Here is a 13,958-nt window from a genome sequence, read left to right on the forward strand (position 1 = left end):
AATTACTGTTTAATATTCAAACTTTAATCTGGGATTTCTATTAAGAAAAATTTCAAAATAAACTTATTTTTCAGTTTTTTACCTAAGATTAAAAAATGTAATTATTTTCTATTTAAAGCTTTTTATCAAAAGGTGTGTAAATACAACTAAATCTAGATTTAAAGTTTTATATCTTTCAGAAAATAAAAATAGCCTCACGAATGAGGCTATTTTTTGATGAGGGAAGAAGCTAAAACTTAGTATTTAAAGTTAAGAGAAAGGACTGCACTACGACCTTCTGCTTCAGTGGCATAGTGAGATGCATAAGCTTTAGTGAAATAACGTTCATCGGTCAGGTTGTTTACATTCAATTGTAAATCAAAATTTTTGTTCACGTTATAACGCGCCATGGCATCGTAGCGTACATAGCCTGGAACATATTTAGTATTGGCAGCATCACCGTATACTTTATCCATTGCAACTGCGCCAGCACCAAGGGTGAATGATGGTGTGAACGCATAAGTTGTCCAAAGTGTTGCACTGTTTTCAGGAACATTTGGTAAGCGTTTGCCTTTTGCAGCATTCGGGTAGGTGCACACACCAGCACGTGTACAAGATGGACCTGGATCTGTTTGTTCACTATCTAAGTAGGTGTAACCTAGAGAAGCTGCCCATTTATCCGTGATGTTACCGTTCAAACCAAGTTCAAAACCGTCTACTTTACTTTCGCCGATATTTGCATAGGTGGTTGAATCAAGCTGGATACGGGCATTTTGTTTTTCAGTACGGAAAATCGCAGCGGTTAAATTCAAGCGATCATCGAATAAATCCCATTTTGTACCCACTTCAAAAGTACGGCTTTCTTCTGGGTCAAGGTTACTGTAAGCCTCTCCGATACCTTCAGAGCCATCACCTGCATCAACACCAACTGGGTTAGCTGAAGTTGCATAGCTTGCATAGATTGAACCATTTTCAACAGGTTTGAAAGTTACCCCTGCTTGGTAGGTGAAAAAGTCGGTATCGCTTGTTACCGTGTCTTGATCACCAACGTTCTTCTTAGGAGGAATGACAACACCATCTACGGTTGTTGGCTTTGTTGCAGCGTTATTCGCGCCATAAGTCATGGTTTGCTCTGTATCAAATTTATCCCAACGAAGACCTAGATCCAAAATCCATTGAGGATTAAATTCAATACTGTCTAAGAAATAGATCGAGGTAGATTTGGTTCTTGTGTTGTATTGATCAGCGCCCTCTGTACTAATTGTGCCAGTCCATGGGCCTCGGTTGGGATTTTGAACTGGAGTACACCAACCAGCTGGTGCACTATCAGGACATGTTTGATAGGCACTACCAGTAGCATTTAAACCATTGATAATGTACTGAGTACGGTCATTTTCTTGGTCAGAATATTCGGCACCCAAGTTAAAGCTATGTTGTAGTGAGCCAGTATTGAATTTACCTGTAAGTGCTAATTGATCCGTAAAAGTATCTGTATCAGCTACACGTGAATTTGCACGTGCAAAAACACTATTATTTAGATAAATGTTACCTTTTGAGTCATCAGGATTGGTCCACAGGTAATCATTTTTAGATTTACTGTAGCTAGCAGTATTGGAAATTGTCAGATTGTCGGTTAAATCATGTTCAAGTTTGATCGTACCGATTTGATTTTCCTGTTTTTGGAAGTCGCGATCTTCCCAACCATAGTAAACGCCTTGTTTAACATTAATTGGTTTACCATTGCCATTTAAAGGTCTATTGTCTGTCGCACCAGCAGCTGGGGCACCAAATGGATTGTTATAAGGTACACCTGAATCTGGCGTGTCATCAGTTTTTAAGTAGTAATAACTTAAGGTTGCACGGGTAGGGGTATCCAGGCCAAAAGTAATACTTGGCGCAATACCTGCACGTTTATATTCAGTACCGTCTTTTTGACCGGCTTTTTCATTATGATGACCCATCACCGCCACACGTGCGGCAATGCCATTACCAAAATCTTTGTTACCATCTAAGGTAATACGTTGGTAATTATCCGTACCGCCAGCAACTGAACCTTCTAAAGAATCACCTGCTTTCGCGACTTTAGAAATCATGTTGATGCTACCGCCAGTCGTACCGGCACCGCCCATTGCAGAAGAAGAGCCTTTGGTCACTTCAACCTGTTCGACCGCAAACATTTCACGGTTTTGTGAAGTCGCGCTACGAACTCCATCTACATACATTGAGCTTTCAGAGTTATAACCACGAATAAATGGACGATCGCCATTCGGGTTGCCACCTTCACCCGCACCCAAAGTAATACCAGGTACAGTACGTAAAGCATCAGAAAGTGTAGTGACTTGAGTGTCTTCAATCAGTTGCTTAGAAATGACTGATACAGATTTAGGTGTATCCAGTAAAGGTGCAACAAATTTCTTATTTGCGGAATTATCTACTTTTAAACTTGGTGTCTGTTCAGCTTTAACTTCTTGATGAATAGTTTCGAGCTTGACCACATTTTCATCAGCCACAGCATTTACGGTTACAATCGAGAGGGAAGAGGCAATCGCCGATGAAACGAGTTTTTTACGTGATTTGATAAACGACATGTGGGAACCCGAAAAAAAGCTTAAAATTTATGTATGCGAATAATAATAATTCTTATTTAAATTAAGAATTACTTGCCGATAGGAAATGACGATTTTAAGAATTGTATTAATTGGTTTGATCAATGTGATAGTGTATCAAAATGTTTCTAAGTTAATGTATTTAAAATAGATCTGATTAATAGATTATTATCGTTACTTTTATTGAGATTATTAGAGTTTAAAAATTTTGAAGAAAAGATAAAGAAAAGTTTACTAAAAGTCCTATAAAAATCCATAAATGCCGATGAATGAGATGATCTGTCCAGTTTGAGTAATCAATATATCTACTCTTATTTGAGGGAAGGGATATTTAATCAAAGAAAAATGAATTTGACTGAATAAATTTGATTATTACAGCATCAATAAAGACGATTCAAGTATTGTGTTTTGTATATCTGCAAATGTTGTCATATAATGTGGCACATTTTTATAAACCTGTTATTACCAAATATATAGAGGAAGCCATGCAAGTAACTTCTGAAGCGGTTTCGGGCGTTGCCCGTCGTTTAAATGTTTCTGTACCGACGAGCCGTATTAATGAGCAATTTGAAGCTCGTTTAAAACGCACTGCTAAAACTGCGAAGATCAACGGCTTCCGTCCAGGTAAAGTACCTGTAAACGTAGTTCGTCGTGAATACGGCGCTGGTATCTACCAAGAAGTTGTCAACGACATCATTCGTGACACAGTTTTCGAAGCAATCCAACAAGAAAAAATCAACGCTGTTGGTATGCCAAACATCGAAAAAACTGAAATGAAAGATGATGCTTTAGTTTATGAAGCGACTGTTGAAGTTTATCCAGAAGTTGAAGTGAAATTCGAAGGTCTGGAAGTTGAACGTAAAGCGTCTGAAGTAAATGATAAAGACGTTGAGAAGATGATTGAAAATCTTCAAAAACAACGCGCTTCTTGGGCTGAAACTAAAGGCATGGCTAAAAAAGACATGCAAGTAACTTTCGACTTCGAAGGTACTGTTGATGGCGAAAAATTTGAAGGCGGCGCTGCGCAAGACTTTAAACTTGTTTTAGGTTCTGGTCGTATGATCCCTGGCTTCGAAGATGGCATCATCGGTATGAAGAAAGGCGAAGAGAAAGTGATCGATGTTACTTTCCCTGAAGATTACCAAGCTGAAAACCTTGCTGGTAAGCAAGCTCAATTCAAAATCAATGTGAAACTTGTTGAAAAACAAAAACTTCCAGAAATTGATGCTGAATTCCTGAAAATCTTTGGTATTTCTGAAGAAGATGGCGTTGAAAAACTGAAAGCTGACGTTCGTAAAAACATGGAACGTGAAGTGAAAAACGGCCTGCGTAACCAGGTTAAAGGCGCAACTTTCGATGCACTTGTAGCTGCAAACGAAGTTGAACTTCCATCTGCAATGGTTGCTCAAGAAATTGACCGTCAACGTCAACAAATGATCCAGCAGTTCACTCAACAGTTCGGTGCTCAAGGCGCGAAAGCATTTGATTCAAGCATGCTTCCAGATGACCTGTTTAAAGAACAAGCTGAGAAATCAGTTAAACTTGGCGTATTGGTAAGCCGTATTCTTGCTGATGCGAAAATCGAAGTAGATCAAGCGCGCGTTGAAGCTTATATCGAAGATATGGCTTCTTCTTACGAAGATCCAAACGAAGTAATCGAATACTTCAAAAATGACAAGCAACAACGTGCTCAAATCGAAGCAGTTGTACTTGAAGACCAAGTTGTTGATCACATCCTGGCATCTGCTAAAGTGACTGATGCGACTGTAAGCTATGAAGACTTATTGAAAGAGCAACAAGCTCGTCAACAAGGCTAATTCAAGCTTTCCATAAAAAGGCGCTTCGTGCGCCTTTTTTCATATTAGTAATTTCTTGACATATCTGATTTTCACAAAACTAATGCAAAAAATATGATGGAATTATTCGCGATTATTTTGCAATTTCATTGATTATCCCTCATATTGTGATTATGGATTAAGTCACAAAAATTTAGGAATAAATAAACCTATGTATGTTCCAACGATTGAAAACGCTTTAGTGCCAATGGTGGTAGAACAATCCTCTCGTGGTGAGCGTTCTTTTGATATTTATTCACGCCTTTTACGTGAGCGGGTAATTTTTCTGACAGGTGAAGTTGAAGACAATATGGCCAACCTGATCGTTGCGCAAATGTTGTTTTTAGAAGCTGAGAACCCAGATAAAGATATTCATTTATATATCAACTCACCGGGTGGTTCAGTGACTGCTGGCATGGCGATCTACGATACCATGCAGTTTATTAAACCGGATGTTGTGACTTACTGTATGGGTCAGGCAGCATCAATGGGTGCATTCCTGCTCAATGCAGGAACTAAAGGCAAACGTTACTGCCTTGAAAATGCACGTGTCATGATTCACCAGCCTTTGGGTGGTTTCAAAGGCCAGGCATCAGATATTGAAATTCACGCACGTGAAATTCTGTTCATTAAAGAACGTTTAAACCGTTTAATGGCTGAACATAGCGGTCAGGACTATGAAAAAGTGGCACGCGATACAGACCGTGACAACTTCATGACTGCTCAGCAAGCGAAAGAATACGGTCTTGTGGATGAAGTTCTAACGAAACGTCCATAAGTTTTAGAGATTGAGATATTGGAGTAAATATGTCCGAACATCCTCAAGGACAAAAGCATTGTTCATTTTGCGGTAAAACGCAGTCTGAAGTCGGAAAGCTGATTGCAGGCGAGGACGCATACATTTGTAATGAATGTGTGGACGTATGCTTAGATTTGGTTCAAACCAGTCAACAGGTCGAAACCAATGACTGGGCGAACCGTCCTTTACCGAAACCGCATGAAATCCGTGCGGCGCTCGATCAATATGTGATTGGTCAGGACGTAGCGAAAAAGACATTATCTGTGGCCGTATACAACCATTACAAACGTCTGAAAGTACAGACCAATGGTAAGAAAGCAGATGATTCCGTTGAAATTGCCAAAAGTAATATCCTGCTGGTCGGTCCGACCGGTTCAGGCAAAACCTTGCTGGCACAAACCCTTGCCCGTCTTCTGGACGTTCCATTTGCCATGGCAGATGCAACAACCCTAACTGAAGCAGGTTATGTGGGTGAAGATGTTGAAAACATTGTACAAAAGCTTTTGCAAAAAGCTGATTATGATGTCGAAAAAGCGCAAAAGGGTATTATCTATATCGATGAAATCGACAAGATTACCCGTAAATCTGAAAACCCATCCATTACTCGTGATGTATCAGGTGAAGGCGTACAGCAAGCCTTGCTGAAAATGATCGAAGGTACGGTTGCTTCAATTCCACCACAAGGTGGTCGTAAGCATCCGCAGCAGGAATTTATTCAGATTGATACCTCGAATATCCTGTTCATCTGTGGCGGTGCATTCTCAGGTCTTGAGAAAATCGTACAGCAGCGTCAGGAGAAAGGTGGTATTGGCTTTACTGCAGAAGTCCGTAATAAAGACGAAAGCAAAAAGTTGTCTGAATTGTTCCGTCAGGTCGAAGCGACTGACTTAGTGAAATTTGGTCTGATTCCAGAATTCATTGGTCGTTTACCCGTGATTGCGACTTTGGATGAGCTCGATGAAGAAGCTTTAATGCAGATTCTGACTGAGCCGAAGAATGCATTAACTCGTCAATATAAACATTTGTTTGAGATGGAAAATGTGGACTTGGTCTTTGAAGATTCAGCACTACGTGCCGTTGCGAAAAAAGCACTGGAACGTAATACTGGTGCGCGTGGCCTGCGTTCGATTCTGGAAAATTCATTGCTAGAAACCATGTATGACCTGCCGAGTCGTAGCGATGTAGGCACCGTGGTGGTGAATGAAGCTGTCATTAATGGTGAAGCTGCACCAGAATTTCGTGCTGAACGTCAACCACATGACGAGCCAGAAACAGCGGCAAAAGTTGATTTAAAGGTGGTGAATAGCAAATCTGCTTGATTGCTATTCGTCAGAAACGTGCGAAAACCCCGTGTTTTCGCACGTTTTTTATTTCCAAAAGATAAAAGCAGATGCTAATCTCAACATCTAGGCGTGGACGCCGAAAGCTATAAAAATATATCGCAAAGCACTTGCATACAAGAATAAAGACGCAGTGAGGGATAAGCATGCGTGGAGTCGCAATGGTGCTCATCGGCAGTTTGGCGCTGATGGGTTGTCACGGTAAAAAAGCTGTAGTTGAGCCTACACAGCCACTCAGCACTTTAAAAAATATTGATCTTGAAAAAAAACCAGGCTTCGTCGAACAGCATCGGGTGGGGATGTTCACAATTGGCGGCTGGGTCAACCAGAAACAGGGCAATCATTTTCAGGCAGTTAAACCTCAGCATGAGGATGCAGCAATTGTTTATTTATACCGCCCGGATTCCAAATGGAACCGTCAGGAAATTGTCGCTGCCAGCCTATTTATCAATCAGCATCGTATTCCGAGTTTATTGCATAATCATCATTACTGGATTGAGTTACCTGCAGGCACTTATCGCTTGAGTACCAGCCGTCCTTTAGGTGCTTTGCACTTCCAGAAACCTAAATATCTGGACTTTACCGTAGAAGCGGGTCAATCCTATTTTATTAAGTATGATGAAGAAAATCTAAGCACCCGTCGTAGTGTTCCGGGACCTTTGATGCTGATGCCGAGCAGTGTGGGCCTCAATGAAATTGCTTTTACCCAGTTAAAATCGGACAGTTTTAACTTTTTTGCACAGGATCAGGAAACTGGGAAAATCCGCAAGAAAGCTCAGAAAATTAAGGCAACTGAATATGATCCATCTACAGATGTACAGTTAACCACACCGTTTAAACTCTGGGATCCAAGAACCTGGTAATTAATTTTAAAATTCCAATAAAAAAGCACCCATTAAGGGTGCTTTTTTATATAGCTTAAATTAACCCGCAGCAGCGTCAACTACTGGAATTTTGCCAATTTTCGCTTGCCAGATTTTTGGAGCAGTCGCGTGTACAGATGTACCATTTACGTCAACTGCTACAGATACAGGCATATCTTTCACTACAAACTTGTAGATCGCTTCCATGCCCAAATCAGCAAATGCAACCACTTCAGCTTCACGGATTGCTTTAGATACGAGGTATGCAGCACCACCAACCGCCATGAGGTAAGTCGCTTTGTTGTCTTTAATTGCTTCAACAGCAGCAGGACCACGGTCCGCTTTACCGATCATGCCATAAAGACCAGTTGCTTCTAATACCTGACGAGTGAATTTATCCATACGAGTTGCAGTTGTTGGACCTGCAGGACCTACAACTTCGTCACCCACTGGATCAACAGGACCTACGTAGTAGATGAATTTGCCTTTTAGATCAACAGGGAGTTCTTCACCGTTGTTCAGCATGTCTACCATACGTTTGTGTGCAGCATCACGGCCAGTATAGATTGTACCGTTTAGAAGCAGCGTATCACCTGGTTTCCAAGAGTTCATTTCTTCTTGAGTGATGTTGTCTAGGTCAACACGTTTAGAAGATGAAGAATCCCAAGTGACTGATGGGTAGTCTTCAAGGCTTGGTGCTTGAATATGCGCAACGCCTGAACCATCAAGTGTGAAGTGTGCGTGACGGGTTGCAGCACAGTTCGGGATCATGCCGACTGGTTTGCCCGCAGCGTGACAAGGGTAATCTTTGATCTTGATGTCTAGAACAGTGGTTAAACCACCAAGACCTTGAGCACCAATGCCCAATGCGTTTACTTTCTCGAAGATTTCGATACGAAGTTCTTCAAGTTTGTTTTGTGGGCCACGACGAAGCAATTCGTCCATGTTGATCTCTTCCATCAATGCTTCTTTTGCAAGCATCATGGCTTTTTCAGCAGTACCACCAATACCGATACCCAGCATACCAGGAGGACACCAGCCTGCACCCATAGTTGGAACAGTTTTTAATACCCAGTCCACGATTGAGTCAGACGGGTTCAACATTGCCAGTTTAGATTTGTTTTCTGAACCACCACCCTTAGCAGCAACAGTGATGTCTACTTTGTTACCTGGAACAAGTTTGTGATAGATCACAGCAGGCGTGTTGTCTTTGGTGTTCTTACGGCCAAAAGCAGGGTCAGCCAGTACAGATGCACGAAGTACGTTAGAGTTTTCAAGATAACCTTGACGTACACCTTCGTTGATCGCATCGTCCAGGCTCATGGTTAAATCAAATTTAACGTCCATGCCCACTTCAACAAATACGTTGACGATACCAGTATCCTGGCAGATAGGGCGGTGGCCTTCTGCACACATGCGTGAGTTAATTAAGATTTGCGCGATCGCATCTTTCGCAGCTTTGTTCTCTTCACGGTCGTACGCACGGCTCATCGCTTGGATGAAGTCTTGTGGATGATAGTAAGAAATGAACTGAAGCGCATCTTTAACCGATGTGATCAAGTCATCTTGCTTGATAATAGTTGTCATACAAATATCTCTTGAGCGGGCTGTTAGCTAGCGGGCTAAATTATAAGACAAATGAATCCGGTTGTGGGCGTTTTGCAGGGACATTGGCCAAAAGTTTATAGTTTAAGCAATAAGGAAAATTACTTTGGCTGAAAGATTGGTTAAAAATGACAGGTTTTTGTCATATTTACTGTCATATTTCAGCTTAAAATTTATTGGAATATAATTAAATATATTCTAAATATATGATTTTTATTAATTAATTAAAATTATGAAAATTTCATCATTGTCATATAACTGTCATAAAACTTTTACATAATGCGCTTATCAAATGAATGATGAGTTTTCTTTATGACCCTGACTAGTGTATTGATGGTAATTGCTTTTAGTCTTTATATCGCTGCTACTTGGTTCTACGGCCAGAAAGAAGATCAAGCTTAAGCTTTATCTTCTTTTTTACATTTTAAGAGCTAAAAAATTAGCCTATCTTCAAATCTTCAAATCTTCAAATCTTCAAATCTTCAAATCTTCAAATCTTCAAATCTTCAAATCTTCAAATCTTCAAATCTTCAAATCTTCAAATCTTCAAATCTTCAAATCTTCAAATCTTCAAATTACCTTAATAAAAAAACAATATTTCAATCATCTTGGCCTTGCCACAACATGCCTGTGACACAGTTATTTTTCTTCATTACATTATTAACCCAGAAAAACCCAAAGCCTGAAAACCCTTACACACAGCCAATTTTTTAGGGCTTAGACTGAGGTCTCTCAACTTCTATAAATAGGGCAATTGGAATGAGTAACTTTAATACAAATGACATCAAAGAACATGCTTCAGTAATTGCTTCAGATGGTACTCAAGTTGGTAAAGTGGATCATTTAGAAGGTCAGGACAAGATTAAATTGACAAGAAGTGATGACGAGAATAATGAGCATCATCTGATCCCGATCAGCTGGGTAAGTGAAGTGAAAGATGACAGTGTGATCTTGAATAAAACAGCAGAAGATGTGCACAAAGAATGGACCACGGTATAAGCATGATCTTTGCCTGACTTATTCTGGTTTGGCTTAAATAGTCAAACTGGATTTAAGTTTAAAATAGGCAAGTCTGATCTGTTAAAGTGGTAAATGCCAGCCTGTTCAGCTGGCATTTCTTTTGTGTCATCAATCTGTTTATTTTAGTTTTATTTACTCATAGAGCAGATTAAGAACCTGCATAATTTTTTGAGCTAGATAATCTGTAGATTATAGAACGTCTAATGATTACCGAGAAAACTTATAAAATAGATCAATAAAAAAACCACCCGATCTTTTGACCGGATGGTTGTGGAGTGTTAAAGAAAATTAACTAGCTTGCTGATCAGCCTGAATCGCAGTTAAAGCAATGGTAAATACAATGTCATCGACCAGCGCACCACGTGACAGGTCATTCACCGGCTTGTTCAAGCCTTGCAGCATCGGACCGACACTCACGACATTTGCTGCACGTTGTACCGCTTTATAAGTGGTGTTACCAGTATTTAGATCAGGGAAGATAAACACATTAGCACGACCAGCTACTTGTGAATCTGGTGCTTTCTGACGACCCACACTTTCAACTGAAGCGGCATCGTATTGCAGTGGACCATCAATCAACAGATCAGGACGACGCTGTTTCGCAATCTCAGTCGCTTTCGCCACTTTTTCTACGTCTGCACCTGTGCCTGAAGTCCCGGTAGAGTAAGAAATCATGGCAATACGTGGATCAATGCCAAAGGCTTTTGCAGAGTCAGCAGACTGAATTGCAATTTCAGCCAGTTGTTCAGCATCCGGATCTGGATTAATCGCACAGTCACCATAAACATAGACCTCATCTGGCAGCAGCATAAAGAATACTGAGGAAACCAGTGAATATTCAGGCGCTGTCTTGATCAACTGGAAAGCAGGACGAACGGTATTGGCAGTCGTATGTACTGCACCAGAAACCAGACCATCCACCTGATCAAGTGCCAGCATCATGGTACCGAGTACGACAGTATCCTGTAGCTGTTCACGCGCCTGCAATTCATTGATTTTGCCTTTACGCAATTCAACCATTTTTTCGACATAATTCTCGCGAATCAGGTCTGGATCAATAATTTCAAGATCGTGCGGTAATTCAATATTGCGTGCTTTAGCAACTTCAACCACTTCTTCCGGTTTTGCCAATAAGATACAGTGTGCAATCCCGCGAGATTGACAGATTGCAGCCGCCTGAATGGTACGTGGCTCATCACCTTCCGGAAGCACAATACGTTTTTTCGCAGTAATCGATTTTTGTACCAGTTCATGACGGAATGCAGAAGGAGACAGACGTGGCTTGTAAGAACCATTGATTAGCTGTGCAATCCATTCTTCATTTAAATGACTGGACACAAAACGAGTGACCTGTTCAGCACGTTCAGTATCATCACATGGAATTTCATTGCTTAAATTGGCCAGACTTTGGGCAGTTTCAAAAGTGCTGAGTGGCGTATGCAGAATAGGCAGACCATGTTTAATCGCTGTCTGGCAGAACTCCAGTACAGCCGAATTTGGCTCATAATGTTCAGTCAGTACCAGACCTGCCAATGGAATGCCATTGCTGCTCGCCAGGCTACTTGCCAGCAAGACATCAATACGGTCTGATGCACTGATAATCAGTTCGCCAGCTACAAATTTATGCAATTCATGTTCAATGTTGGACGCAATTAAACTGCTGTGTAAGACACGGCGCTGTTTTGCTTCACCCAGATTGACCCAGTCTGCTGAAATATGCGCTGCCAGGTCAGAAATACGTGGCACACTTAAAGTATTGCTGAATGGAACCAGACCAATGACTGGAAGCTTTTCAGACCCAATATGGGCATGAGTTTTCTGAATAGCTGCTATAAATTTGTTGGTATCACTGATCAGGCGTAAACCGGGATCAATAGTCACCGGGATATGGGCAGAATCTTCAGGTAAGCCTTTGGTGCGCATAAATAATACGCCAGCCATACGGGTAGAAGAGGACCCACCCAGATAACGTAATTGGCTTTCAATTTTTTCAGCTGCCACTTCAGGCTGGTTGATATCAGCATTGCTGACAATGATGACTTTGGCATCGAGTGCCTGCGCCAAGGCTGCATTAAAGCTTGGCGCAAAGGTATCGCGGCTATTGGGTACCAAACCTTCAACAATAATCAGGTCGTGATTTTTGGCAATCTCACGATGCAGGCGTACTGCATCTTCAAGCAATTCATCTGTTTCACCAAGATTAAAGCGCTGAATCAGACTTTCATAAGCAATCGGTTCAACGGTTTCACTTTGGGATAAATGATGATAGAGTGCTGTAGTGCGATCTGTATCCTGACTTTTTTCCTGTGAAAAAGGTTTCACAAAGCCTGCCTTTACCCCTTGGCATTCTAAAGCATATACCAAACCTAAACAGGCTGAAGTTAAGCCGACGCCTTCCCCGGTCGGCACCAATAAAATCGTTTTCATAAGTAATATCAGTCGCGCAATAATAGAAATTAGGTAAAAGGGAACCGGGCTTGCTTATGCAAGCGCAGCCTCAGGTTCAGACTTTTTTGCAGTGGCTGGCTCCACTTCATTCTCTACCACAGAATGAGTTTCTTTCGCGATTCGGCCTTCTTCATCAGTCGGAACTACCCAGATTTGTGGGCCTGTACCATTATCGATCCGGCCTTCAGTACCGCGCTTCAAACTGCTATTAGCATCTTTATCCAGGTTGAAACCGAAATGTGGTAAATAAGCCATGGTTTTTTCACGGATATAAGCCGAGTTTTCACCAATACCACCGGTAAAGAACAGACCATCAATACGTGGCAGACCACAGCTTAAAGCAGCTAAAGATTTCGCCAGACGGTAGCAGAATACTTCAATCGCAAGTGTCGCATCTTCATTGCCTTGTTCTGAGGCTTCAATCAGAGTACGCATGTCATTAGACAGGTTGTCAGACAAACCAAGCAAGCCACTTTCTTTATTCAGCATCTTGTCAATTTTATATACATCCCAGCCTAGGTTTGCAGCCAGGAAGCTATGCAAACTTGGATCGACATCACCACTACGGGTCCCCATCACCACACCTTCAAGTGGCGTCAGACCCATTGAGGTATCTACACTTTGGCCATTCCACACCGCACAGGTCGAACTACCATTACCGAGATGCGCTGTTAACCAGCCACCTTGCTTAAAGCTGCCCGCCAGTTCAGAACCGCGATCGGACACATAAGCATGGCTAGTACCATGGAAACCATAACGACGTACGCCATATTCGGTATAAAGGAATTTAGGCAGCGCATAACGGTAAGCATGTGCCGGCATGGTTTGATGGAAAGCAGTGTCGAATACTGCGACTTGTGGCAAGTCTGGGAATAAACGCTTAGTTGCTTCGATCCCGATCAGGTGAGCCGGGTTGTGTAAAGGCGCAAGTGGAGTTGCTTCGCGAATTTTTTCAATAATCTCGTCAGTAATCAGTTCTGCCTTGGTCAGGCTGCCGCCATGTACCACACGGTGACCAATCGCATCCGGCTTATAGTTCGCCAGACGCTCTAAACCTACTTCTAACGCTTTTTTATGATCTGCAAAAGGAATATGAATATCGACTGGTTCATTGCCGACAGTCACACCTTTAATACGGGCATTTTCTGTGCCTAAGTTCTCAGCTAAGCCGTGAATACGGAAATTCTTTTCTTCAAGCAATAGGGCAAACTTGATTGAAGAAGAGCCACAATTAATAACTAATACTGATTTAGACACGATTGTTTACCCGATTCTAATTAAAATTCTCATCCATTTCGTTGACCTGTCTGCTGGCAAAAGCGACACAAGATAGGTCTGTGATCATGTTTTAACATGGGTTTTTTTACTGTCCTAGATAGACTTTAGCCGATTAGACTTAAGCATTATCGACCACAGCGACAATAATAATTAAAATTTATCAGTTCATAGTTTTCATTTATAAA

General features: G+C 41.4%; 9 protein-coding genes. 5 read left to right on the forward strand and 4 right to left on the reverse strand.

Annotation, left to right across the window (positions count from 1 at the left end; all coding sequences use genetic code 11):
* Positions 1-236 precede the first annotated feature (236 nt).
* Positions 237-2,567, reverse strand: a complete 2,331-nt coding sequence (locus FTV34_RS01980; RefSeq protein WP_180068638.1) for a TonB-dependent siderophore receptor — start codon at positions 2,565-2,567, stop codon at positions 237-239.
* Between the two features lie 503 nt (positions 2,568-3,070).
* Here FTV34_RS01980 and tig point away from each other — a divergent pair.
* From tig to FTV34_RS02000, 4 genes are all read left to right on the forward strand, one after another.
* A complete protein-coding gene (gene tig / locus FTV34_RS01985) occupies positions 3,071-4,402 on the forward strand; it encodes a trigger factor (protein ID WP_005232218.1) in 1,332 nt (443 codons plus the stop codon).
* Positions 4,403-4,592: 190 nt separating this feature from the next.
* A complete protein-coding gene (gene clpP, locus FTV34_RS01990; RefSeq protein WP_004781985.1) occupies positions 4,593-5,198 on the forward strand; it encodes an ATP-dependent Clp endopeptidase proteolytic subunit ClpP in 606 nt (201 codons plus the stop codon).
* A 29-nt stretch (positions 5,199-5,227) separates the two neighbouring features.
* Entirely contained in the window at positions 5,228-6,538 is a 1,311-nt protein-coding gene (clpX, locus tag FTV34_RS01995) for an ATP-dependent protease ATP-binding subunit ClpX (RefSeq protein WP_004781987.1), read from the forward strand.
* Positions 6,539-6,705: 167 nt separating this feature from the next.
* On the forward strand, positions 6,706-7,422 hold the full coding sequence (locus FTV34_RS02000) for a DUF2846 domain-containing protein (protein ID WP_004781989.1): 717 nt from the start codon (positions 6,706-6,708) through the stop codon (positions 7,420-7,422).
* Between the two features lie 60 nt (positions 7,423-7,482).
* Here the strand turns inward: FTV34_RS02000 and FTV34_RS02005 are convergent, their stop codons facing one another.
* Positions 7,483-9,009 carry a fumarate hydratase gene (locus FTV34_RS02005; protein WP_005232211.1) on the reverse strand — a complete coding sequence of 509 codons (1,527 nt, stop codon included), beginning with the start codon at positions 9,007-9,009 and terminating at the stop codon, positions 7,483-7,485.
* Between the two features lie 777 nt (positions 9,010-9,786).
* On the opposite strand from FTV34_RS02005, the gene FTV34_RS02010 reads away from it, so the two are divergent.
* Positions 9,787-10,026: a DUF2171 domain-containing protein gene (locus FTV34_RS02010; RefSeq protein ID WP_004781996.1), complete on the forward strand. Its 240-nt coding sequence runs from the start codon at positions 9,787-9,789 to the stop codon at positions 10,024-10,026.
* A 309-nt stretch (positions 10,027-10,335) separates the two neighbouring features.
* On the opposite strand, the gene pta is transcribed toward FTV34_RS02010, so the two are convergent.
* Together pta and FTV34_RS02020 are read right to left on the reverse strand one after the other, a co-directional pair.
* Positions 10,336-12,474: a phosphate acetyltransferase gene (pta, locus tag FTV34_RS02015; protein ID WP_180068640.1), complete on the reverse strand. Its 2,139-nt coding sequence runs from the start codon at positions 12,472-12,474 to the stop codon at positions 10,336-10,338.
* A gap of 54 nt (positions 12,475-12,528) precedes the next feature.
* Complete coding sequence (locus tag FTV34_RS02020) at positions 12,529-13,752, reverse strand: acetate kinase (RefSeq protein ID WP_180068642.1); 1,224 nt, start codon at positions 13,750-13,752, stop codon at positions 12,529-12,531.
* Positions 13,753-13,958 lie beyond the last annotated feature (206 nt).

The organism is Acinetobacter sp. YH16038, assembly GCF_013417275.1.
Lineage (GTDB): Bacteria > Pseudomonadota > Gammaproteobacteria > Pseudomonadales > Moraxellaceae > Acinetobacter.

What these genes read in the sequence shown, in the direction of transcription:
- FTV34_RS01980 (WP_180068638.1), bottom strand. Translation starts at nt 2,567, where the DNA reads ATGTCGTTTATCAAATCACGTAAAAAACTCGTTTCATCGGCGATTGCC.
- tig (WP_005232218.1), top strand. Translation starts at nt 3,071, where the DNA reads ATGCAAGTAACTTCTGAAGCGGTTTCGGGCGTTGCCCGTCGTTTAAAT.
- clpP (WP_004781985.1), top strand. Translation starts at nt 4,593, where the DNA reads ATGTATGTTCCAACGATTGAAAACGCTTTAGTGCCAATGGTGGTAGAA.
- clpX (WP_004781987.1), top strand. Translation starts at nt 5,228, where the DNA reads ATGTCCGAACATCCTCAAGGACAAAAGCATTGTTCATTTTGCGGTAAA.
- FTV34_RS02000 (WP_004781989.1), top strand. Translation starts at nt 6,706, where the DNA reads ATGCGTGGAGTCGCAATGGTGCTCATCGGCAGTTTGGCGCTGATGGGT.
- FTV34_RS02005 (WP_005232211.1), bottom strand. Translation starts at nt 9,009, where the DNA reads ATGACAACTATTATCAAGCAAGATGACTTGATCACATCGGTTAAAGAT.
- FTV34_RS02010 (WP_004781996.1), top strand. Translation starts at nt 9,787, where the DNA reads ATGAGTAACTTTAATACAAATGACATCAAAGAACATGCTTCAGTAATT.
- pta (WP_180068640.1), bottom strand. Translation starts at nt 12,474, where the DNA reads ATGAAAACGATTTTATTGGTGCCGACCGGGGAAGGCGTCGGCTTAACT.